This is a genomic window from Arthrobacter sp. STN4, assembly GCF_024539665.1.
Classification (GTDB): domain Bacteria; phylum Actinomycetota; class Actinomycetes; order Actinomycetales; family Micrococcaceae; genus Specibacter.
In genome coordinates this window covers 17,700-39,602 of the sequence record NZ_JAKZGX010000023.1, presented here as the reverse complement: position 1 = coordinate 39,602, position 21,903 = coordinate 17,700, and the positions used below count along the sequence as shown (strand labels likewise).

Sequence of the window (21,903 nt, the reverse complement as noted above, 5' to 3'; positions counted from 1 at the left end):
CACGCTATCCGTGCGCCGGACGGTCCAGGCCGAGCCGGCGCCGCCGGGCCCGGGCTGACTGTTCACTTGGCCCCGTTTTTCCCAGCCCCAGATGGACGACGCCGAGCACCACCTTCGCCGCCCACCGCACCGGAAGCTGCACAGGGCCCACGTGGGGCGCATGGAGGCCAAGCAGCGTGCGGTAACGCGGGTCAAGCGTGGCGACGGCGGTGGCAAACAGCACCTTGTAACCAAGTTGCTGCGAGCGCGGCAGCGGCGGGCGCTTCAGGAATTCCACCGTCTCCTGTACCCGCTCGTCGCAGCGAAGCTCCTGCCGGAAGCCGGCCAGCTGCCGGTCCAGGCCGGCCATCGTCATGGGCGGGTCGGGGACGCCCATGAGGTGTCCGGCCACCGCCCAGTCCGCCACGTATGCGTCTGCGCCGCCGGGGATCGGCCGGCCCAGCGCCTGGTGGCAGGCCAGGAACGCTTCAGTAAACGCCAGGTGCACCCAGCGCAGCAGTTCGGGATCGTTGGCCGTGTAAGCGGCCGGCGTCCCCGGGTTGGCCTGGTAGGTACCGCTGATGTGGGTGTGGATGCGCCGCACCTTGCTGGATGCGGCCTGGGCGGCCGCCGTGTCGCCATAGGTCACCGTGAAGATCCAGCGAATGGTGCCGGCCAGCCGTGACAGCGGATCGGAAGCGTAGTCGGAGTGGTCGTGGACCCCTGCCATCGCGCCGGGGTGCAGGGCCTGGAGCAACAGGGCCTGGATGCCGGCCACGACGGGCGTCATGGACCCGTGGACAGCCCAGGCCGCCGATTCCGGCGCAAAGTAGCCTCCGTCGTCGCCCTTTTCCAGGTCCCGCTCCCATTGGGGAACGGTGGGTGAGTTGGCGCTGAAGGTGCCGCGCAGCTCGCGCCGCCAGCGGGCGAGGACGTTTTCCATGGGTGCCGGCCTGCCCTTCTCAGAAACCGGGCTGCACGTCGTCGGCCGCCGGCGGCACCGAAGCGCCGAAGGTGACGGGGCCGGGGAGGGGCCGCTTGGCCTGGAAGCCGCTGCTGTGGGAGTGGTTCTTCAGGCCCTCAAGCACCCACGGCATGAAGTATTCACGCGCCCATTCCAGGTCCTCCGACCGGGCCTGGCGCCAGCTGCGGGCCGGCAGCGGCTTCGGGGCGAGCGGGGCAAGGGTGTGGGGCACGTTGAGCGTACGCAGCACCATGGCGGCCATCGCATGGTGCCCCAGCGCGGAAGGATGCAGCCTGTCGGGGCTCCACAGGCGCGGGTCGGCGAGCTCGGTCATGGCCCACATGTCCGCCACCAGCGCGTCATGGCGGGCGCACAGGCTGCGGACGTTTTCGTTGAAAATGGCAATCTTGGTCCGGAACTGTCCCATGATGGTGGACCGGCCGGAATCGGGGCCGACAAATACAAGGACCGTGGCGTCAATGGCACGCAATTCCATGACGGCCTTTTCCATCGCATCGGCCAGCTTGTCCGGGTCCGCCCCGGCGTGCAGCAGGTCGTTGCCGCCGCCCTGGATGGAGACAAGGTCGGGGCGGAGCGTCAGGGCCTGGGGCAGTTCCCTGTCGATGACCTGGCGCAGCAGCAGGCCCCGCACCGCCAGGTTGGCGTAGGAAAACCCGCTGGAGCCGGCACTCAGTTCCTCCGCCACCCGGTCCGCCCAGCCACGGAAGCCGTTGGGGCTGCCGGGTTCCGGATCGCCCAGCCCTTCCGTCAACGAATCACCCAAGGCCACGAAGCGGTGCCAGGGGTGCCCCTGACCGGCCCCCTGGTGGTTGCCGCCCGCGGCGCCCCGTGCAGCTGGTGATGTCTCCATGCTTCCATCCTGCCCCTTGTCCCGGCTGAACGGTACCTTCCGCCGGGACACGTGCAAAGCGGCACGAACGGGCGGACAATGGAAGAAGGCCGTTTGGTGGTGGATTGCCAGGCGGTGGAGGGAAGGCAGGTCAATGACACAGACACCAGCATTCGCCCGCGGAGCCGACGCAACCGCCGCGGCCGCCAATCCGGCCCCGTCCCGGGAACACAGTGAAACAGCCGCCGAAGGGACGGACGGCACGGACATGCCGGAAATCCGGATGCACTCCCAGGACGCCGCCGAGGGCCCGGACCAGGACGCATAGGGGCCCTGCCGCCACACCCGGCCCCCGGCACGCGCCTCCGACGCCGCGCCGGAGACGCCGTTCCGGCAGTGTGTTCACTTGGCGGCGAGCAGTTCCTCGAGGCGCTCAAAGCCTTCGGCCATGCCGCGCTCCATGCCGGAGGCCACCATGCCGTCGCGGTCCTCCTGTGACTGGAACGTGGTGTGGTTGCGAATCCGGGTGCGCTCCCCCAGGTCCTCAAAGACCACGCTGTCCAGGCTGACGTGGCCCGGGAATCCATCGTATTCAAAGGTCTGGACGATGCCCCGGCCGGGGTCCACATCATGGAACACGCCGCGGAACCCGTAGCTGTTGCCGGCCGGGTCCCTGCTCGTGTAGGCCCAGGTGCCGCCGATGCGTGCGTCCCAGGAGCTGAGGTCCATGGCCAGTTCCCGCGGCCCGAGCCACTGGACCACGAGGTCCGGGTCCGTGTAGGCGCGGAACACGTCCGCGACCGGGGCGTCGACTTCGCGGACGCTGTCCACGAAGGGCACGCCGGGCTCGGCCGTGACAACGAGGGCGTTTGCAGTTGTCATTTTTCCCAACTTCTTTCACTCATGTTCGGGATGGTCGGCTGATTTGGTGGCGGCCAGGACCCGGTCCAACGCCCGGAAGCGTGCCTCCGCCGCCAGCCGGTAGCCGTCGATCCAGGAGGTCAGCTCCTCCAGGGCGGCGGGAGCCAGGTGGCACGGGCGGCGTTGTCCGTCCCGGGAACGTGTGATGAGCCCGGCCTTCTCCAACACCTGGATGTGTTTGGAGATGGCCTGCTTGCTCACCTGGAACGGTGCGGCGAGTTCGTTCACGGTGGCCGAGCTGCGCGAGAGCCGCGCCACCAGGCTGCGGCGCACGGGGTCGGCCAGGGCCAGGAAGGCCCTGTCCAGCCGTTCGTCGTCGGATCCGGTGCCCTGCATGCGTTGACCGCCTTTAATCAACCTATGATTTTATCAACCAGTTGGTTGACCATTTAAAAGTAGATCCACGGGGCCCGCCTGTCAATAACTTTTTCCATGCCGCCGCATCCCGTCCCGGGTCCCGTTCGACCGGTCCCGTTCGACCGGACCGCTGCCGGGGCCCGCCGGGGCCCGGAACGAAAAGCCGTCTCAGCGCCCCAGCCGGCCGACCGCCGCGGTGCCGCCGACCTCGTCCGAGTGGACACTCGCGGCCGTGAAGCCGTTGCGTGCCAGAATCCGGACGGACTCCGCAGCCTGCGCCGGGCTGGTCTCCACGATCACGTGCCCGCCGGGACGCAGCCACTTCCCGGCACCAGTTGCAATGCGCCGCTGGATGTCCAGCCCGTCGGCCCCGCCGTTCAGCGCTGCATCCGGCTCAAAGAGCCGCGCTTCCTGGGGCATGAAGGCGATCTCCTGCGTGGGCACGTACGGGGCGTTGGCAACAATCACGGCAAACCGGCCCTGCAGTTCCCGGGGCAGCGGGTCGAACAGGTCCCCGCAGTGGGCGGTCCCCCCGAAGCGCGACAGGTTCCCGGAAGCGCACTCGACGGCGGCCGGGTCGATGTCCGCGGCATGGACCTCCACCCCGGGGAATTCCGAGGCCAGCGCGGTGCCGATGGCCCCGCTGCCGCAGCACAGGTCCAGCACGACGGCGCCCGCCGCGCCGCGCAGGATCCCGGCGGCCTGCATGACCAGGAATTCGGTGCGCAGCCGCGGCACAAACACGCCCGGGACAACCCCGATCCGGAGTCCGCGGAAGGCCGCCCAGCCCACGATGTGTTCCAGCGGCCGGCCGTCCACGCGGCGCCGCACCATGGCATCAAGCCCATCGGTCCCGGCGGCCGCTTCGAGCAGGATTCCAGCCTCCTCCTCGGCGTAGACACAGCCGGCCGCACGCAACCGCGCCACGAGTGCCGCGACGTCATTTTCCGGAATCTGCTTCATATCCGTCCAACACTAGCGCGGGACGGGCTGCCCGGGGCCACGCCACGGGAGCTATTCGCGGTCCCGCCCGCCGACACCACAGCTGGGGCGGGTGCAACCGGCGCCACCCGCCGGAACTGCGCACCCGCTCCGACCCGGGACGCCCTGCGGCCACCGTTACGCTGGGTTCATGACGTACGGCGCCGTTGCCCCCAACCCTGACTTCCTGGCAGCCCTGCGCCCGGCCCTGGGCAAGGCTGCGGAGCCTGAACGGGCCGCCGGCATGGCCGCGTACATGAAGTCGGCCATGCCGTACCTGGGCGTGCGCACCCCCGAGGTCCGCAGGATCGTGCGGGCACTCGTGAAGGAGCACCCCTTGGCCGGCGCCGGACAGCTGTATGCCACGGCAGCCCGGATGTGGGGCGCCGCGGAGTTTCGGGAGGAACGCCACGCGGCCATCATGCTTACGGACTCGCGTCTGGTCCGCGGCGATCCGGGCATGCTGCCGTTTTATGCCACCGCCATTGCCGAAGGCCAGTGGTGGGACCATGTGGATTCGGTGGCGCCGCGCCTGTGCGGGCTGCTGCTGGCACACCCCGAATCCATGGACCCGCTGCTGCGCCGCTGGAGCGGGCACGGCAATTTTTGGTTCCGGCGCGCTGCCATCATCGCCCAGCTGCCGGCGAAGGCCGCCACCGACACCGGGCTCCTGCATGACGTGCTGGTGCCCAACCTGCCGGAGCGGGAATTCTTCATCCGCAAGGCGGTCGGCTGGGCGCTGCGCCAACACGCCCGCACCGATCCGGCGTGGGTGCTGGATTTCGCCGAACGCTACGCCGGGCAGCTGAGCCCGCTCTCCCGCCGCGAAGCGCTCAAGCACCTCGGCTGAGGCACCGGCACGAACAGCGGCGCAGCCGGCGGTGGCAGCAAAAAGGCCGTTATGGACGCCCGTCATGCATCAGGTCGCGCGTGGCCAGCGACGGCCGGAACAAGCGGCGTGTCTTCCGGTCCCCCAGCATGATCCACAGCGCCCCGAGCACGCTGACGCCTATGGCTGTGCTCCGCACGGCCACGACGGGGATCCACTGGAACACGCTCAGCTGGTCCGTCAGCGCGATCAGCATGAAGAACACGGACAGATAGAAAACAGTCCGCAGCACCCGGCCCTCCTTCAGGCCCGTGACGCCGAAGAAGGCAAGCAGCCACACCATGTACCAGGGCTGGATCATCGGGGCCAGCACCACCACCGCCGCAAACGCCCAGGCCATCCGGCGCAGCACCGCCTGGCTGTACCGGGAGCCGGCGGTGGGCCCGGCACCCAGGCCGGCGTCCGGCGTCGTACGCACGGGGACCAGGGCCAGCAGCACAACCACCAGGATGGACGTGCCTTGGCCAAGCGCCTGGATGACCCCGGTCACCACCCCACCGCCCCCGCCCATCCAGGTGACGACGAATCCGGCCACGTGCGAGACCAGGCCTACGGGCGCATACCAGATCCACACCGTCCCGGGGGTGTTAAGCGCCGCAAGCCAGCCGAAGCCCAGCCCGTTGACCAGGCCCATGGCGGCCATGATGGCCATGGAGATGCCCAGGGTGGCCGCCCACAGCCCGAACTTGCGCAGCCAGCCGGCCTGGGAGCCTGCCCACAGCAGGCCCGCGAACGGCAGGGCGATCAGCGTGATGGGCTTGATGGCGATGGACAGCGTCACCAGCACAATCCCCCACACCGGATGCCTGCCGGAGGCGTAATAGAGTCCGGCCACGACCAGGCCCAGCATGAGGGAGTCGTTGTGGACGCTGCCGATGAAGTTGATGAGCAGCACGGGGTTCAGCACCACCAGCCAAAGGGCCCGCTGCGGGTTGAAGCCGTGCCGGGCGGCCAGCCTGGGCACGTAGACGGCCAGCAGGACCAGGCCCAGCAGGCTCGCCAGCCGGAACGGGACCAGGGCCAGTTCCGGGCTGCCGTTGGCCAGGCCGACGGCGGCCTGCTCCAGCCACAGCCATACCGGGCCATAGGGGGTGGGCGCCTCGGTCCAGAGGGTGTCCGGGCCCAGGTTGTAGTAGTTGCTCAGCGCCGAAATGCCGTTCGTGTACGGGTTCAGGCCCTGCTGCATGAGCCGGCCCTGGCCGATGTAGGCATAGGAGTCGCGGCTGAAAAGCGGCAGCGCCAACATCATCGGGGCCGTCCACAGGGCCAGCGCCTTCACCAGCAGGGGCCGGGTGGACGGGTCCCAGCCGGCCAGGTGCTGGCGCAGCCGCAGCCAGGCCCGCAGCAGCAGCAGCGCCCCGACGCACAGCATCACCGTGCACGTAATGACGGCCGCGGGGGTGGTCCGGGCCAGGATGAACAGCGGCGTGCGGATCAGCGGGGACACGCTGGTCGCCATCCAGCCGACGCTGATGGAGCCGAGCAGCAGCAGCACCGAACCGGCAAATCCCTGCCACATCGCGGACCTGCCGGTCCACCTGCGCCGCGGCTCCTTCACAGGCACCGGACTCCTCGTCGCGGGCCCGGCAACTTCCCGGCTGGTCAATTACTCTTCTCCTGAACAATCACTGGCGGGACAATCACTGGCGGGCGGCTCCCCGGAGGCGGTCACCGCCCCGGCGCACCCTGGCGGGCCCATGGGCGGACCACGGGCTGCGCTAACATGATAGATGCCAAGGGCCACCTTATCTTGGCAGTCTACCGAACCACGCTTGAGAAGGACCCAACCATCTCCACGGACCCATTCTTTGCCGCGCTCTCCCGCACCCGGGACAGGATCCTGCCGGCACCGGCCCAGGCCTGGTTGAAAACGCCCCGGGGCATGTGGAGCGTCTTTGGCGCCGTCCACCTGTTCTTCCTGGTCTTCGCCGCGATCCTTTCCCTGCGCGGGGAGGCGTTCAGCGACACCTTCATCTACCGTGCCTGGGCCGCAACAGGCTTCGACGCCTCGCGCGTGACCGGGCCCAGCCCCTGGGTGTACCCCATCCTGGCGCTGCTGCCGATGGCCGCGGCCCACGTGTTCGGAAATGCACCGTTCCTGTTCCTGTGGGTGTTGATGATCAGCGCCCTGAACTTCCTGGCCGTGGCGAAGCTCACCAGCTGGGGCCGCCGGCGTGCGGCCATTCCGGCCGCCCTGTGGTGGCTGGCCTTCACGGCCCTGCTCGGCTGGCTCGGCTTTGCCCGTGTGGACGGCTTCACGGCACCGGTGGTCCTGGTTGCCCTGTCCATCGGCGCGGCCCGCCCCTTCCTCGCCTCCTTCATCCTGAGCGCGGCGACATGGATGAAGGTCTGGCCCGCCGCCGTCGTGCTGGCGCTCTTTACCGTCGTGCGGCAGCGGGTCCGGGTGGTGCTGGCCGGCGTGCTGGCCACCGTGCTGGTGGTGGCCCTGGCACTGTCCATGCAGGCCCTGCCGAAGCTGCTGGACTTCCTGCTCCAGCAGGGCGACCGCGGCATGCAGCTGGAGGCCACGTTCACCACCCCCTGGTTGTGGATGAGCGTGCTGGGGATCGGCGGCGCCCGCATGTACATGAACCAGTCCATCAACTCCATGCAGGTGGACGGGCCGGGCACCGAGGTGATGAGCGTGCTGATGCAGCCCCTGCTCATCGCCGCCGCCCTGCTGGTGGCCGGGCTCGTCTTCTGGGCGCTGCACACCGGCAAGCGCAACGGCGGCGCGGACCGGACCGAACTGCTGCTCCTGGGCGCCATGGCCCTGGCCACCGCCTTTGTGGTGTTCAACAAGGTCGGCTCGCCGCAGTTCATGGTGTGGCTCTCTCCCGCCGTGGCCGTGGGCCTGGCCTACAGCTGGCGGGCGTGGCGCGTCCCGGCCACCCTGCTGATCGCCATCGGCGCACTCACCTTTGTGGTCTATCCGCTCTTTTACGACGCCCTCTCGCACAACAACCCCGTCATGGCCGCGGTGCTGACACTGCGCAACCTCATGCTGGTGGTCCTGTTTGTGTGGAGTGTGCGCGCGCTGTTCCTGATGGGCCGCCGGCCCGCCCGTCCTGCTTCTTCCACGCACGACGCCGGAACGCCCGCCGGTGCCAAGGAGTCCTGACATTTCCACGCCACTTTTCGACCGGGTCCTGGGCCGCGCCGTGGTGGCGCGGGGCCGGTTCCTCTCCCCCGCGGTGCTTGCCTGGTTCCGCACCCCCGGCAGCGTGTGGTGGGGCTTCGCTGCCGTCCACCTGTTCTTCCTGGGCTGGATGTTCTCCTTCTTTGTGCACGGCGACACCTTCAGCGACACCGAACAGTACCGCCAGTGGGCGCTGCTGGGCTACAACCCGGCCCAGCTGCACGGCAGCATCAGCCCCTGGGTGTACCCGGTGCTGGCCCAGCTGCCGATCTTTGCGGCGAACATGTTTGGCCCGTCGCTGTACCTGCTGGGCTGGACGCTGATCATCACGGCCCTGGACGCGGTGGCGCTGGCGTTCCTGACCCGCGGCCGGCGCGCCCGCAGCGGCATTGCGCCGGCCTGGTTTTGGCTGTTCTTCACGGTCTTCATGGGCTTCCTCAGCTTTGCCCGCGTGGAGGGCATCACCGCCCCGATCGTGATCGTGGCCCTGCTGTATGCGGCCGAGCGCCCCGGCGTCGCGGCCGTGCTGCTCGCGGTGGCGACGTGGGTCAAGGTCTGGCCGGCGGCCGTCGTCCTTCCCCTGCTGATCGCCAGCGCCCGGCGGGTCCGGGTGTTCGTGTGGGGCGTGGTGGTCAGCGCCTCGGTGGCCGGTGCCACCGTGGCCTCCGGGGCGGGTGCGCACCTGCTGGACTTTGCCGTCAACCAGGGCGAGCGCGGCATGCAGCTTGAGGCCACGTTTTCCACCCCGTGGGTGTGGCTGAGCGTGTTCGGCCTGGGCGGGTCGAAGATTGCGGACAATGTGGCGATCAACTCCACGGAGGTCTACGGTCCGGGCGCCCCGGTGGCGGCGCAGCTCATGCAGCCGCTGCTGATCGTTGCGGCGGCGGCCGGGGTCCTGCTCATGGTGTGGGCGCTGCGCCGCGGCGCCGAACGGGCGGAACTGCTGCTGGAGGGCTCGCTGCTGATGGTCAGTGCGTTCATCGTGTTCAACAAGGTGGGTTCACCGCAGTTCATCGTCTGGCTGGCCCCCGTGGTGGTTGCCGGGCTGGTCCACGACTGGGACCGTTGGAAGGTGCCGGCCACGCTGCTCATGGGCATTGCGTTCACCACGTTTGTGATCTACCCGCTGTTCTACACCCCGCTGATCCACGCCAACCCGGCCATGGCCGCCGTGCTCACCATCCGCAACGTGCTGCTCGTGACGCTGCTGGTGTGGGCCGTGCGCCGGACAGCGGAACTGGGGCGGCGCGCTCCCGGCCCGCGGCGGCCCGGCCGTAGCCGCTAAGCTTCGCGGGGCGCGGCCGGGCGGTTGAACAGCAGCTTGCGTGTGTGCACGTCCACCAGCAGCAGGTACGCCACCGCCGCCAGGGCCACCCAGTAGGCCAGGGCGTGGGCGGGGATGGGCAGGTCCACGAAGTTCCAGACAAACACCTGGTCCTGGGCGCCAAACACCACGAAGAAGCCCACCACCACGTAGACGGCCTTCACCTGCCAGTTGTTCCGGATGCCCGTCACCGCCAGGAACGGCAGGAACCACAGCACATACCAGGGCTGGATGATGGGCGCCAGGAGCACCACGGCGGCAAACGCCAGCCCGAGCCGGCGCACCACCTTCTGCGGGTCGCCAAAAAGCACCAGCCAGCCGGCCACGGCGATGCCGGCCAGGGTCAGCCCGGTGCGGAAGATGCCCGCGGCCAGGCCTCCGTCCAGGCCCACGGCATTGCCGGCGAGCTCCACCAGCTGGCCGCCAAAGCCCGACGGGGAATAGCCGGTGTAGCCCGGCGTGCCGTCGGTCAGCGCCCACGTCCACCCAAAGCCCAGCCCGTCCGGCAGGCCCGCCAGGAACAACAAGGCGCCGGAAATCAGCACGGTGGCGGCCCACAGCAGGAACCTCCTGCCCCATCCGGCCTCCTTTCCCGCCCACAGCAGGCCGATGAACGGCAACAGCACGAGGGTGATGGGCTTGACGGCGATGGATGCCGTGACCAGCACAATGGCCAGCAGCGGCCTGCGTGCCGCCGCGTAGTAGACGCCCGCCACGGCCAGGCCCACCATGAGGGCGTCGTTGTGGGCGCTGGCAATGAAGGAGATCAGGAACAGCGGATTGGCCGCCGTGAGCCACAGGGCGCGCGCGCCGCCCCTGCCGAGCAGCACCGCCAGCCGGGGCACGTAGACAACGCACAGGGCCACGCCAACGCAGGCCAGGAGACGGAACAGCAGCACCGACAGGTCCGGCTGGGCACCCGTCAGGGCCACCACCCCCTGGGCCAGCCACAGGAACAGCGGCCCGTAGGGCGTCCGGTTTTCCGCCCAGGACGGGTCCGCGCCCAGCATGTACCAGTTGCTTAGGGCCGAAATGCCCGTGGTGTACGGATTCAGCCCCTCGGCCATGAGCCGTCCCTGCCCCGCATAGGCGTACACGTCACGCGAAAAGATGGGGACGGCGGCAAGCAGCGGGGCGCCCCACAGGACCACCGCCAGCACCACCTGCCGCAGCGCACCCGGGCCCCAGCCGGCCAGCCGCTGGCCCAGCCGCAGCCAGGAGCGCAGCAGCACCATGGCGCCGACCACCAGCAGGACGGTGGACACGACCACGCCGGCGCCTTCGGTCCGCAGGGCGATGACCAGGGGGTTGCGCACCATGGGCGAACCGTTGGCGATCCAGCCCACGCCCACGGATCCGGCCAGGACCAGCAGCGAGCCGGCCAGGCCCTGCAGCAGGGCGGTCCGTGGACGCACCCCCGCCTGCCGGATGGAACTGTCGGCGCGGTGGGAGGTTGCCATGCCAAGCCTCCGGCCATCGAAAGGTGCTGCGGGATAAGGGGTTCCGCACGCGCGCTGCGCGGGGAAGGCTTCATTTTACCAGCGCCAAATTGGCAGCAGCACCGCAAAGGCGGAGCCTGGTTGGCAGCGCCGATCCGGCCATGCCAATCCCGCCATGCCAATCCCGCCATGCCAATCCCGCCATGCCAAGGGCGCCCGGACAGGACGCGGTACATTGGACGGGTGCCTATTACTAATGAACGCATTGTGTGGATCGACTGCGAAATGACCGGCCTGGACGCCGTCAACGACGCCCTGATCGAGGTTGCCGCGCTGGTGACCGACTCCGAGCTGAACATTCTCGGCGACGGCGTGGACGTGGTCATCAAGCCCTCCGATGAGGCCCTGGCCCAGATGGGCGACTTTGTGCGCGCCATGCACACCTCGTCGAAGCTGATTGACGAGCTGGCTGGCGGCACCACCATGGAAGACGCGCAGGCCCGGGTGCTGGCCTACATCAAGGAGCACGTCCCGGTGCCCAACAAGGCCCCTCTGGCCGGCAACTCGATCGGCACCGACAAGCTGTTCCTGGCCCGGGACATGCCCGAGCTGATGGAGCACCTGCACTACCGGATCATCGACGTCTCCACGATCAAGGAGCTGGCGCGCCGCTGGTATGCCCGCGCCTACTTCCAGTCCCCGGCGAAGACCGGCGGCCACCGCGCACTGGGCGACATCAAGGACAGCATCAACGAGCTCAAATACTACCGCGAGGCCGTCTTTGTGCCGGCGCCGGGCCCGGATTCGGAGACGGCGAAGAAAATTGCGGCCAGGTTCCCCGGCTAAAACCCCGTAAACCTGCGGAAGTTGTCCGCCAAAAATGGGATCTGGACCACATTTTTTCCAAATCGGCCGGTTTTGGTCATGGGCGCCCGTGGGACCGGGTAGACTAATCGTCGTTGCCCAAAGCGCGGGATACACCCTCAGAGTGTGCCCGCTCCGCGGCTGCGCATGGTGGGATTAGCTCAGTTGGCAGAGCGCCTGGTTGTGGTCCAGGAGGTCGCGGGTTCAACCCCCGTATCTCACCCCAAGGTGTTTCGGCAGCGAAACACGGAACACCCCGGTCATCCGATCGGGGTGTTTTTCATTTCCCTACGTCCCCCGTTTCCCGTCAAGAAGGATCCGCCATGACCATCCACCCCGTCACCATCCTGGGCGAGCCCGTGCTGCACCGCCGGGCGGAGGAGGTCAAGAGCTTCGACGGCGAGCTGAAGACGCTCGTGGCCGACATGTTCGACACCATGGACGCCGCCCACGGCGTGGGCCTGGCCGCCCCGCAGATCGGCGTGGGACTACGTGTCTTCACCTACCAGATGGAAAACGACGACGGCGTCCCGGACCGGGGCGTCCTGGTGAACCCCTCGCTCACGGTCGGGAAGATCTCCGGCAAGGCCCCGGACCCGGACGAGGAGGTGGAAGGCTGCCTGTCCGTCCCCGGCATCGACTTCCCGCTCAAGCGCGCCGAGTGGGTGCGGGTGCGCGGCTTCGATGCCGACGGCGCCCCCCTGGACTTTGAGGCGACCGGCTGGTTTGCCCGTTGCATGCAGCACGAATATGACCATCTGGACGGCAGGCTTTACGTGGACCGGCTCAATGACCGCTATGCCCGCAAGGCCAAGCGCGCCCGCAAGGAACGCGGCTGGGGGGTCCCCGGCCTGACCTGGATGCCCGGCGTGGACCCGGACCCCTTCGGCCACTGACCCGCCCCAAGCCAAAGCGGGAAGTGTCGCGTACTGCCTATTTTTACGCCGGTTCCGCTGACCCGTGACGGTCATGGAGTACGTTGGCCTACAGGATTCCTTGTACGCCACATTCTTTGAACACCACACGATCCGGCCGGCCCTGCCCGGGCCCGGATCCAGGGGGGAGCCATGACCGAAACAACTGCCGCCGGCGAAAGCACCCAAAAAGGTCGTGGGCCTGGCCGTGGCCGGCGCCGTGGGCGGCTTCCTGTTCGGCTTCGACTCCTCCGTGGTGAACGGCGCCGTCGACGCCATCCACGGCCAGTTCCACCTGGGTGGGGGACTCACGGGCTTCACGATCGCCGTCGCACTTCTGGGCTGCGCCGCGGGCGCCTACGTTGCCGGCAGGATCGCCGACGCGAAGGGCCGCATCCCGGCCATGAAGCTGGGCGCCCTGCTGTTTTTTGCCAGCGCCATCGGCACCGGCCTGGCGTTCAACGTGGTGGACCTGATCTTCTGGCGCCTCATCGGCGGCCTGGGGATCGGCCTCGCCTCCGTCATCGCACCGGCGTACATCTCCGAAATTTCGCCCCGCCGCCACCGCGGCCGGCTGGCGTCCCTGCAGCAGCTCGCCATCACGGTGGGAATTTTTGCCGCCCTGCTCTCCGATGCCCTGTTCGCCACCCGTGCCGGCGGCGCCGTCAACGTGCTGTGGCTGGGCCTGCCGGCGTGGCGCTGGATGTTCCTGGCCGGCATCGTTCCCGCCGTCGCCTACGGCTGGATTGCCTTCGTGCTGCCCGAATCGCCGCGTTTCCTGGTCCTGCAGGGCAAGGAGGATGCGGCGAGGAAGGTCTTCCCGGACATTGCCCCCGACGAGGACGCCGGGAGGAACATCCGTGACATCAGGGACGCCGTCAAGGAGGACTCCCTCACGGCCCGCAAGGGTTCGCTGCGGGGCGGGCGCTTCGGCCTCCTGCCGGTGGGCCTGGATCGGCGTCATCCTCTCGGTCCTGCAGCAGTTTGTCGGCATCAACGTCATCTTTTACTACCCGACGACGCTGTGGAAGGCCGTGGGCTTCCACGAAAGCGACTCGCTGGCCATCTCCGTCGTCACCGCCATTGTCAACATCCTGGTCACCCTCGTCGCCATCGCCCTGGTGGACAGGATCGGGCGCCGGCCCATCCTGCTCGCAGGTTCCACCGGCATGGCCGTGTCCCTGGGCGCCATGGCGCTGGCGTTTGCCTCGGCCACCGGCACGGGGGCGGAGATCACGCTGCCCGGCGCCTGGGGCGCTGTGGCCCTGGTTGCAGCCAATGTGTTCGTCATCAGCTTCGGAGCGTCGTGGGGCCCGCTGGTGTGGGTGCTGCTGGGCGAGATCTTCCCCTCACGGATCCGGGTCCGCGCCCTGGGCCTGGCGGCGGCGGCCCAGTGGATCGCCAATTTCCTGATCACCCTCAGCTTCCCTGTCATGGCCTCCGCCTCCCTGCCGTTGACGTACGGCCTGTACGCGCTGTTTGCGGCGGCGTCGTTCTTCTTTGTCATGGTCAAGGTTCCCGAGACCAACGGCATGTCCCTGGAACAGGCGGACACGCTGTTTGTGACGAAGGCCGGCAGGGGGGTCGGTAAACTGGCAGGATGATCCCGCACACCGCGCTGAGCACAGAACTGTCCCTGGACTACCTCGCAGTGGCGGAAGAGGACCGGGACGGCTGCCTGCAACTCCTTGACGGCGAGATCAGCCCCGCGGCCGCAGTGGTGCAGGACCACCTCTCCGCCAGCCTCGGCAGCCCGGCCGCCCCGGTGCCGGAACTGGGCACCCGGGACCTGCCCGTCACCGAGGCCGACTGGCTGGAGGGCATGCTCCGCTTTGTGCCCGCGCTGCGCACCTGGCATGCCGAACTGGACATTCCCGACGCCGTCACCCGCGACACACTGGCCGACTTCGGGCGCAACCTGGCCATCAACCGCCGCGTCCACGGCCGCTTCGGCATGGACACGTGGCAGTGGCTCACCCACCACTTCGCCGGCCGGCTCTTTGCCCTGGGCCGGCTGCAGTTCCTGATCCACCAGCCCGCCGTCCCCGTCCCCGGCACGGCCGGCGGCGAATGGGTCCTGGGCGTCCATATCCCCGAAGACGGCGGACTCGGCACCGGCCCGGTCGCCGAAAGCCTGGCGGCCGCCCGCCCCTTCTTCGACAGGCACTTCCCGGCGCAGCCCGTGCGGCACGCCAACTGCGAGTCCTGGCTGCTGGACCCCTACCTGTCCGAACACATCGACACATGGTCGAACATCTTCCGTTTCGCGGCCCTGTTCACCCCGTACGGCACGCCCCGCGACGAACCTTCCGACGCCGTCTACTTCACCTTCCGCACCCGCAGCATGGACGTGCTCCCCACCCTTCCGCGCACCACGGCGCTGCAACGGCTGGTCCTGGACCGCATCGCCGGCGGCGGCGCCTGGCAGGTCGGCTACGGCTGCCTGCAGCTCCCGTAACCGCACCCGGGCTGCGGTAAACTTGGGATTTGGCGCCTTTGTCCGTCCCCGTGGCACCCGCCCCGCCGCCCGCACCCGCTGCGCCGGGAAGGCTGCGAACGCACCCGGGACGGACAGCGCCAAAAGTACATCCGGCATCCCCAGAAAGTAGTCTTGTGTCCTCTCCGGTCCAGTCCCCCGCCCGCGTCACGGAAATTACCGGCCAGGCGGGCCGGCGCCGCACCTTTGCGGTGATCTCGCACCCGGATGCCGGAAAGTCGACGCTGACCGAGGCCTTGGCGCTGCACGCGAAGGTCATTGGCACCGCCGGCGCCACAAACGGCAAATCCAACCGGCGCGACACCGTCTCGGACTGGCAGCAGATGGAAAAGGACCGCGGCATCTCCATCAGCTCCGCGGCCCTGCAGTTTTCCTACCGGGACACCGTCATCAACCTCCTGGACACGCCGGGCCACGCGGACTTCTCCGAGGACACCTACCGCGTGCTGGCCGCCGTCGACTGCGCCGTGATGCTCGTGGATGCGGGCAAGGGGCTGGAGACGCAGACCATGAAGCTGTTCGAGGTGTGCCGCCAGCGGAACCTGCCCATCATCACGGTCATCAACAAGTGGGACCGCCCCGGCCTGGACCCGCTGGAGCTCATGGACGAGATCACCGAACGCACCGGCCTGGCCCCCATGCCGCTGACCTGGGCCATCGGGATTGCCGGCGATTTCCGCGGCGTCTGGGACATCCAGCGCAACGAGTTTGCCAAGTTTGCCCGCAACAGCGCCGGGGCCCAGATTGCCCTGACCGAATACCTGACGCCGGAACAGGCGGCGGAGTCCGAGGGCGCTGCGTGGCAGGACTCCATCGACGAGGCCTCCCTCGTGGTGGATGCCGGCGCGCCCCTGGACCTGGAGGCGTTTTACGCCGGCCGGGCCACGCCGCTGCTGTTCTCCTCTGCGGCACTGAACTTCGGTGTCAAGCAGGTCCTGGACACTCTGGTGGACTATGCTCCCCCGGCCGCCCCGCGCCCCGACGTCACCGGCGGCACCCGGCCCGTCGAGGCCCCGTTCTCCGGCTTCGTGTTCAAGGTCCAGGCCGGCATGAACCAGGCGCACCGCGACCACGTCGCCTTCATCCGCGTCTGCTCGGGCATGTTTGAGCGCGGCATGGTGGTCACGCAGGGGCGCACCGGAAAGTCGTTCGCCACCAAGTACGCCCAGCAGGTGTTCGGCCGTGAGCGCGAGGTGATTGACACCGCGTTCCCGGGCGACGTCGTCGGGCTCGTCAACGCCTCCGCCCTGCGCGTAGGCGACAGCCTGTTCGTGGAGGAGCCGGTGGAGTACCCGGCGATCCCGCTGTTCGCGCCCGAGCACTTCCAGGTGGCCCGCTCCAAGGACCCCAGCAAGTACAAGCAGTTCCGCCGCGGCATCGAGCAGCTGGAACACGAGGGCGTCATCCAGGTGCTGCGCTCGGACCTGCGCGGGGACCAGGCACCGGTGCTGGCCGCCGTCGGCCCCATGCAGTTTGAAGTGGTCGAGGACCGCATGCACCACGACTTCAATGCCCCCATGCGCCTGGAACGCCTCCCCTATTCCCTGGCCAGGCTGACGACGGCGGACGCGACGGCCGTGCTGGCAGGCATCCACGGGGCCGAGGTGCTCGAGCGCAGCGACGGGGAGTTCCTGGCGCTGTTCAACGATGTCTGGGCCATGCGCCGCGTGGAAAAGAACCACCCGGACCTGCCGCTGGCCGAGATCGGCACCAGCCGGGAGTAGCCCCGGCCGGGCCCCCTGCCCTAGTTTTCCTTCAGCACGCGGGTGAGGTCCGCGGCGGCAAAGTCACGCAGTTCGTGGAGCTGGTCAAGGCGCTTCTGGGTGATCTTGCCGGCGTTGAAATCGGCGTTGGCCTGGGCCAGCTGCCGGTTGGCCTCGTCGAGGTTGTCCTGGGCCAGCTGCATCGGGTTGCTGTATTCTGATTCGCTCATACGGGCATCATTGCACCGATTGCCACGGCGGGCCATCACCGTCCACTTTGTTTCCTGCCGCGTGTCACGGCGGGTGCGCTACGGGTGCGCCGCGTAGCCCGACGGGAGCGACGGCAGCCCGGGGCAGGCCCCCAGCACGCGCACCATGGCGGCCTTTTCCGCCGGCGTGACCCAGAGCCTGTAGGCCGCCTTGACCGAGACCTGCCGCGCCACGTACCGGCAGCGGAACGACTTGTCCGGCGGCAGCCAGGTGGCGGCGTCGCCGTCCGACTTTTCCTGGTTGGCCTCCCCGTCTGCGGCCAGCAGGTTCAGGGGGTCGTTGGCCAGGCTCTGGCGCTGGACGGGCGTGAGCTGCTGCGCACCCGTTTCCCACGCGTTGCCCAGGGCCACCACGTGGTCGATTTGCACGGCGGCGCTCGTGGCGGCGCCGCGCCGGAAGTCGACGGTCCGGCCCGTGTACGGTTCCGCGAGGGTGCCCGAGGCCACCACGCACTGGGAGCCGCTTTCAAAGGCGGCCCTGTGCAGGTCGCGGCGCAGGATGTCGTTGCGGGTGTCGCAGCCGTTGGCGTCGGCGTCCAGCCACGCCTCACCGAACTCGCTGCGCTTGTACGTAGTCTTGGCCGAGCGGCCCTTGACCGGCAGCGTGTCCAGCACGGCCAGGGCCGTGGCCGGCCCCAGCCGCAGCACCGGCGTGCCCAGGCCGGGCGGCGGGGTGCTGACCGTGGGCGGCGGTCCCGCGTCGGGCTCGAACGGCCACCGGCCGGCGGCATGGAGCCAGCCGCCTACGGCCACCGTGAGCAGCACCAGCAGCAGCGCCGCAGCCCGCAGCAGCCCGCCCTCCGTGGTCCTGCCGGGCCGGTCCCCCGGGCCGCGGCCTGCGTGCCGCACAGGCCGCGCAGGCCGGGCAGGCCGGGCAGGCGGCCCGGTCCGGGCACGCCGGCGCGCCGCAACCACCAATTCATGCCGGGCCATGACCCACGCCTTCCATCGGCCCGCCGGCGCCACGTCCCTCACGGCATGGCCGTCGCGGGCATTGCCTGCCCACCGTGGTTCGAGTCTAGGCATCCGGAACCCAGACTGCCGGAAGTTATCCACACCTTCCCGTCCGTCCGGAATCTGGGTCGCACTTGTTGCAGCCGGGCACCTGCGTAAAGCGCTTGCCGCTGCAACAACTGCGACCTGGTTGGGCCCGGCTCAGCCGCCCAGTGCCTTGTACATGATGTGCAGGCCCACGGGCCCGAGCGACGGGTGGTCAAAGGCGGCGGGAATGGTCGCCATGATGTCAAAGCCCAACGACTCCCACAGGTGGACCGCCCCGGTATTGGCCTCGACCACGGCGTTGAACACCATGCCGCGGTAGCCGTCGGCGAAGGCGGCATTGAGCACGTGGTGGGCCAGCAGCCGCCCGTATCCCTTGCCTTCGTGGTCCGGGTGGACCATGAACGAGGCATTGGCGATGCGGCTGCCGGCGCCGGGAAGGTTGGGGTGCAGCTGGGCGGTGGCCACGATCATCGGGGGTGATTGCCCGCCCGTTTCCTCCGTGACCACATAGGTGCGCGGCACGCGCCCGGGGGAAACGGCGTCATGCGGGGCAGCGTCGGGAGCAGCGGGGAGCCATGCGTTGCGCAGGGCGCCTTCGGTGGAATCGGTGGCGAAAGTGTACGTTTTGCCGGCGCGGACAATGGGTTCCATGACGGCCCAGATCCCCGGCCAGTCGGCGGCGGCCGCCTCGCGTATCAACATGCCCGCCAGTCTACGCACCCGCGCCGCCGCGGCTCCAACCGCTGTTACGCGGGATGTTGGCGGGATAGGGCGTCCTGTACGCCGGGTTTTGTTATCCGCCGCAGTTGCCCGCGGCGGGTAGGCAACCATCCATCTACGAACGCCGTTGCCGACGCCCTCTAGCGGCCTACCCAGGCACTCGGGCGAACAGCCCTCAAGCATGCCCTGTCTGGCCTTGCTCCGGGTGGGGTTTACCTAGCTTCCCCAGTCACCTGCGGAACTGGTGGTCTCTTACACCACCGTTTCACCCTTACCTGCGCCGGCCGGGGCCGTGCAGGCGGTCTGTTTTCTGTGGCACTTTCCTGCGGGTCACCCCGAGTGGGCGTTACCCACCACCCTGTTCTGTGGAGCCCGGACGTTCCTCGAGCCGCTTGCGCGACGCGCGGTTGCCCAGACGCCCTATCCGCGTCCCACTCTACAGGGCGAGGGGCCCCGGGCGCCGCACCCTGCCGTTGCCGGCCGGGTACGACGCCGGGACCTGTCCCGGGTGCCTGGCCTTAGGCCAGCGCCGGGGCCGCTAGGGCGGCGGCCTGCGCGGTTCCGGGGAGTCCGGTCCCGGAGCCTGTTGCCGCAACGTCCGGCGCGGCTGCGTCGTCCAGCGCGGGGAACTGGCGCGGGTGGACGCCGGCCATTTCCTCCATGACGCGCACCACCTGGCAGCTGTAGCCGAACTCGTTGTCGTACCAGACGTACAGCACCAGGTTCTTGTCGGTGCTGATGGTGGCCAGCCCGTCCACGATGCCGGCGCGGCGCGATCCGACGAAGTCGGTGGAGACCACTTCCGGGGAGTCGATGTAGTCGATCTGCTTGCGCAGCTCCGAGTTCAGCGACACGTCACGCAGGTAGGTGTTGACCTCGTCCTTCGTGGTGCCGTTTTCCAGGGTCAGGTTCAGGATCGCCATGGACACGTCGGGGGTGGGGACGCGGATGGAATTTCCGGTCAGCCTGCCTTCGAGCTCGGGGAGCGCCTTCGCAACGGCCTTGGCGGCGCCCGTCTCGGTCAGCACCATGTTCAGTGCGGCGGAACGGCCCCGGCGGTCGCCCTTGTGGAAGTTGTCCGTCAGGTTCTGGTCATTCGTGAAGGAGTGGACGGTTTCCACGTGGCCGTGCACGATGCCGAACTTGTCATTGAGGACCTTCAGCACGGGCGTGATGGCGTTGGTGGTACAGGAGGCGGCGGTGACAATCTTGTCCCCGGGCTGGATGGTGCCGTGGTTGATGCCGTGCACAATGTTCTTCAGCCCGCCCTTGCCGGGCGCGGTCAGCAGGACGCGCGACACACCCGTGCTCTGCAGGTGCTGGGACAGTCCTTCCTCGTCGCGCCAACGGCCGGTGTTGTCCACCACCAGGGCGTCGTGGATGCCGTAGCTGGTGTAGTCGATGGTGGCGGGGCTGTCCGAGTAGATGACCTGGATGGCGGTGCCGTTCGCCTGGATGATGTTGCATTCCCGGTCGACGGTGATGGTGCCGTTAAACGGTCCGTGGACGGAGTCGCGGCGCAGCAGGCTGGCGCGCTTGGTCAGGTCGGCGTCGCCGCCGTTGCGCACCACGATGGCGCGCAGGCGCAGGCCGTGGCCGCCGCCGGAGTGCTCAATGAGAATGCGGGCCAGCAGGCGGCCAATGCGGCCAAAGCCATAGAGGACCACGTCCGTGCTGGTGCGCCCGTCCGAGCCGTGCCCGTCGACGACGTCGGCCAGCTCCGTGCGCAGGAAGGCTTCCAGGTCCGTCTGGCCCGAGGCCTTGAACCCGGCGTTGAGGCGGGCGAGGTCCAAGGAGGCGGCCCCCAATTGCAAGGTGACGAGTGTTTCCAGGAGGGGCAGCGTCTCGGCCAGCGGGAGTTCGACGTCGTCGATCTGGCGGGCGAAGCGGTGCGCCTTGAGCAGGTCGATCACCGACTGGTTGATCAGTGACCGTCCATGGATGCTGGTGATGACGTTGTTTTCGCGGTACAGGCGGCCGATCAGCGGAATCATGGTTTCCGCCAGGGTCTCGCGCTGGATCCAGGAGTCCAAGGCGGAATCGCTGTCCGTTGAAGCGTGGTTGAGCGTCACGAAAAATTACCTTCCTGGCCTAAAACACCCTTGGTCCAAGCCAATCAACATTCTAGGCGGGCGCCGGGTGGTATCTGCGAGTTCCGTGCCGCACCTCACTAGACCGGTCTACACATTCCGAGCCAACTCCCGCGAAGCGGCAGGCGGCGGGGGGCCGCAGCGCTGCAGCCACGGCGTCTGCCCGTCCGTGCGTCCCGGAGCCGGGATTGGACGGGGATGGGAGGACGGGCGGGAACCGGTAGGCTCTCAGGGTGTTGATTTTGCTGCCCCCGTCCGAAGGTAAGACTCCCGCCGATGCCGGAGCGCCCGTGGATTTGGGGCAGCTGCACTTTCCCGGGCTGACCGGGGCCCGGCGGGAAGTTGCCGCGGCACTGGCCGACGTGTCCGCCCGGGAGGATGCGCTGGCGCATCTGGGGGTCGGCGCATCGCTGGCCCACGATGTCCTGCGCAACGCCCGTCTGGCAGCCGAGCCGGCGGCGCCGGCCCACAGCATTTACTCAGGCGTCCTGTACGACGCCCTGGGCTACCACCGGATGACGCCGGCCCAGAAGCGCAAGGCCGATGCCGGCGTCGTGGTTGTCTCGGGGCTCTGGGGCGCTGTCGCCTTTGCCGACCGCATTCCGGCGTACCGGCTGTCCATGTCCGTGGGGCTGCCCGGAGTGGGGAAGCTGGCCGGCTTCTGGAAGCCGAAGCTGGGCGCCGCACTGGAGGCGCACGCGAAGGGGCACTTGCTGGTCGACTGCCGCTCAAGCACCTATGCGGCGGCGTGGACGCCTGCGCCGGAACGGACCGTTGCCGTGAACGTCTTCACGGAGCGCGACGGCACCCGCAAGGTGGTCTCGCACTTTGCCAAGCACACGCGCGGCGAACTGGCCCGGCACCTGCTCACCCGCCGCGGCAAGTCCCCGGAGACGCCGGAGCAGCTGGCCCGTGCCGCCGGTGAAAAATGGGCCGTGGAGCTGGTCCCGGGCACGGCACGCAAGCACCACACGCTGAACATCATCCTGGCCGGCTGACAG

At 68.8% G+C, this 21,903-nt stretch carries 20 protein-coding genes, 1 tRNA gene, 1 other RNA gene and 1 pseudogene; 11 read left to right on the top strand and 12 right to left on the bottom strand.

Annotated features, from left to right (window positions below; genetic code table 11):
- Nucleotides 1-4: 4 nt before the first annotated feature.
- Both MMF96_RS14900 and MMF96_RS14895 read right to left on the bottom strand, forming a co-directional pair.
- On the bottom strand, nucleotides 5-922 hold the full coding sequence (locus MMF96_RS14900; protein ID WP_256883974.1) for an oxygenase MpaB family protein: 918 nt from the start codon (nucleotides 920-922) through the stop codon (nucleotides 5-7).
- A 19-nt stretch (nucleotides 923-941) separates the two neighbouring features.
- Nucleotides 942-1,814 (bottom strand): SGNH/GDSL hydrolase family protein, encoded by an 873-nt coding sequence (locus MMF96_RS14895; RefSeq protein ID WP_176618063.1) that lies wholly within the window; start codon nucleotides 1,812-1,814, stop codon nucleotides 942-944.
- Nucleotides 1,815-1,947: 133 nt separating this feature from the next.
- Between MMF96_RS14895 and MMF96_RS14890 the strand changes: the two genes are divergently transcribed.
- Entirely contained in the window at nucleotides 1,948-2,121 is a 174-nt protein-coding gene (locus tag MMF96_RS14890; protein WP_176618062.1) for a hypothetical protein, read from the top strand.
- A 74-nt stretch (nucleotides 2,122-2,195) separates the two neighbouring features.
- Here MMF96_RS14890 and MMF96_RS14885 read toward each other — a convergent pair whose 3' ends face one another.
- From MMF96_RS14885 to MMF96_RS14875, 3 genes are all read right to left on the bottom strand, one after another.
- Nucleotides 2,196-2,675 (bottom strand): SRPBCC family protein, encoded by a 480-nt coding sequence (locus tag MMF96_RS14885; RefSeq protein WP_256883973.1) that lies wholly within the window; start codon nucleotides 2,673-2,675, stop codon nucleotides 2,196-2,198.
- 15 nt (nucleotides 2,676-2,690) lie between these two features.
- A complete protein-coding gene (locus tag MMF96_RS14880) occupies nucleotides 2,691-3,050 on the bottom strand; it encodes a helix-turn-helix transcriptional regulator (protein ID WP_256883972.1) in 360 nt (119 codons plus the stop codon).
- A 189-nt stretch (nucleotides 3,051-3,239) separates the two neighbouring features.
- Nucleotides 3,240-4,034: a putative protein N(5)-glutamine methyltransferase gene (locus MMF96_RS14875; protein WP_256883971.1), complete on the bottom strand. Its 795-nt coding sequence runs from the start codon at nucleotides 4,032-4,034 to the stop codon at nucleotides 3,240-3,242.
- Between the two features lie 169 nt (nucleotides 4,035-4,203).
- Between MMF96_RS14875 and MMF96_RS14870 the strand changes: the two genes are divergently transcribed.
- Nucleotides 4,204-4,902 (top strand): DNA alkylation repair protein, encoded by a 699-nt coding sequence (locus MMF96_RS14870; protein WP_256883970.1) that lies wholly within the window; start codon nucleotides 4,204-4,206, stop codon nucleotides 4,900-4,902.
- A gap of 49 nt (nucleotides 4,903-4,951) precedes the next feature.
- Here the strand turns inward: MMF96_RS14870 and mptB (MMF96_RS14865) are convergent, their stop codons facing one another.
- Nucleotides 4,952-6,499 carry a polyprenol phosphomannose-dependent alpha 1,6 mannosyltransferase MptB gene (gene mptB / locus MMF96_RS14865; RefSeq protein ID WP_256883969.1) on the bottom strand — a complete coding sequence of 516 codons (1,548 nt, stop codon included), beginning with the start codon at nucleotides 6,497-6,499 and terminating at the stop codon, nucleotides 4,952-4,954.
- Between the two features lie 231 nt (nucleotides 6,500-6,730).
- Between mptB (MMF96_RS14865) and MMF96_RS14860 the strand changes: the two genes are divergently transcribed.
- Entirely contained in the window at nucleotides 6,731-8,062 is a 1,332-nt protein-coding gene (locus MMF96_RS14860) for a glycosyltransferase 87 family protein (protein WP_256883990.1), read from the top strand.
- Between the two features lie 40 nt (nucleotides 8,063-8,102).
- On the top strand, nucleotides 8,103-9,365 hold the full coding sequence (locus MMF96_RS14855; protein WP_375141448.1) for a hypothetical protein: 1,263 nt from the start codon (nucleotides 8,103-8,105) through the stop codon (nucleotides 9,363-9,365).
- Here the strand turns inward: MMF96_RS14855 and mptB (MMF96_RS14850) are convergent.
- Nucleotides 9,362-10,864 carry a polyprenol phosphomannose-dependent alpha 1,6 mannosyltransferase MptB gene (mptB, locus tag MMF96_RS14850; protein ID WP_256883968.1) on the bottom strand — a complete coding sequence of 501 codons (1,503 nt, stop codon included), beginning with the start codon at nucleotides 10,862-10,864 and terminating at the stop codon, nucleotides 9,362-9,364. The genes MMF96_RS14855 and mptB (MMF96_RS14850) overlap by 4 nt on opposite strands.
- A 222-nt stretch (nucleotides 10,865-11,086) precedes the next feature.
- Between mptB (MMF96_RS14850) and orn the strand changes: the two genes are divergently transcribed.
- From orn to MMF96_RS14820, 6 genes and pseudogenes are all read left to right on the top strand, one after another.
- The gene (gene orn, locus MMF96_RS14845) at nucleotides 11,087-11,689 is read left to right on the top strand and encodes an oligoribonuclease (protein ID WP_256883967.1); all 603 of its coding nucleotides are present in this window, start codon (nucleotides 11,087-11,089) and stop codon (nucleotides 11,687-11,689) included.
- A 168-nt stretch (nucleotides 11,690-11,857) separates the two neighbouring features.
- Nucleotides 11,858-11,933, top strand: a tRNA-His gene (locus tag MMF96_RS14840).
- Nucleotides 11,934-12,030: 97 nt separating this feature from the next.
- Nucleotides 12,031-12,603, top strand: coding sequence for a peptide deformylase (gene def, locus MMF96_RS14835; RefSeq protein ID WP_176618055.1), 573 nt, complete (start codon nucleotides 12,031-12,033; stop codon nucleotides 12,601-12,603).
- A gap of 184 nt (nucleotides 12,604-12,787) precedes the next feature.
- Nucleotides 12,788-14,225: pseudogene (locus tag MMF96_RS14830) on the top strand (sugar porter family MFS transporter).
- Nucleotides 14,222-15,079 (top strand): acyltransferase domain-containing protein, encoded by an 858-nt coding sequence (locus MMF96_RS14825; RefSeq protein ID WP_256883966.1) that lies wholly within the window; start codon nucleotides 14,222-14,224, stop codon nucleotides 15,077-15,079. Before MMF96_RS14830 ends, MMF96_RS14825 begins: the two are co-directional and overlap by 4 nt.
- A gap of 155 nt (nucleotides 15,080-15,234) precedes the next feature.
- Nucleotides 15,235-16,842, top strand: coding sequence for a peptide chain release factor 3 (locus MMF96_RS14820; protein ID WP_176618053.1), 1,608 nt, complete (start codon nucleotides 15,235-15,237; stop codon nucleotides 16,840-16,842).
- 20 nt (nucleotides 16,843-16,862) lie between these two features.
- Here MMF96_RS14820 and MMF96_RS14815 read toward each other — a convergent pair whose 3' ends face one another.
- The 5 genes from MMF96_RS14815 to MMF96_RS14795 all read right to left on the bottom strand — a co-directional run bounded on the left by MMF96_RS14815 (nucleotide 16,863) and on the right by MMF96_RS14795 (nucleotide 20,884).
- Nucleotides 16,863-17,051, bottom strand: coding sequence for a hypothetical protein (locus MMF96_RS14815; protein WP_256883965.1), 189 nt, complete (start codon nucleotides 17,049-17,051; stop codon nucleotides 16,863-16,865).
- A gap of 78 nt (nucleotides 17,052-17,129) precedes the next feature.
- Nucleotides 17,130-18,023, bottom strand: coding sequence for an HNH endonuclease family protein (locus tag MMF96_RS14810; RefSeq protein WP_306295910.1), 894 nt, complete (start codon nucleotides 18,021-18,023; stop codon nucleotides 17,130-17,132).
- Between the two features lie 222 nt (nucleotides 18,024-18,245).
- Nucleotides 18,246-18,794 carry a GNAT family N-acetyltransferase gene (locus tag MMF96_RS14805; protein ID WP_256883964.1) on the bottom strand — a complete coding sequence of 183 codons (549 nt, stop codon included), beginning with the start codon at nucleotides 18,792-18,794 and terminating at the stop codon, nucleotides 18,246-18,248.
- 61 nt (nucleotides 18,795-18,855) lie between these two features.
- An RNA gene (gene rnpB / locus MMF96_RS14800) (RNase P RNA component class A) lies at nucleotides 18,856-19,235 on the bottom strand.
- Between the two features lie 95 nt (nucleotides 19,236-19,330).
- Nucleotides 19,331-20,884, bottom strand: a complete 1,554-nt coding sequence (locus MMF96_RS14795) for a glyceraldehyde-3-phosphate dehydrogenase (protein ID WP_256883963.1) — start codon at nucleotides 20,882-20,884, stop codon at nucleotides 19,331-19,333.
- 251 nt (nucleotides 20,885-21,135) lie between these two features.
- Here MMF96_RS14795 and MMF96_RS14790 point away from each other — a divergent pair, with 251 nt between their 5' ends.
- Entirely contained in the window at nucleotides 21,136-21,900 is a 765-nt protein-coding gene (locus MMF96_RS14790; protein ID WP_256883962.1) for a peroxide stress protein YaaA, read from the top strand.
- The last annotated feature ends 3 nt before the right edge of the window (nucleotides 21,901-21,903 follow it).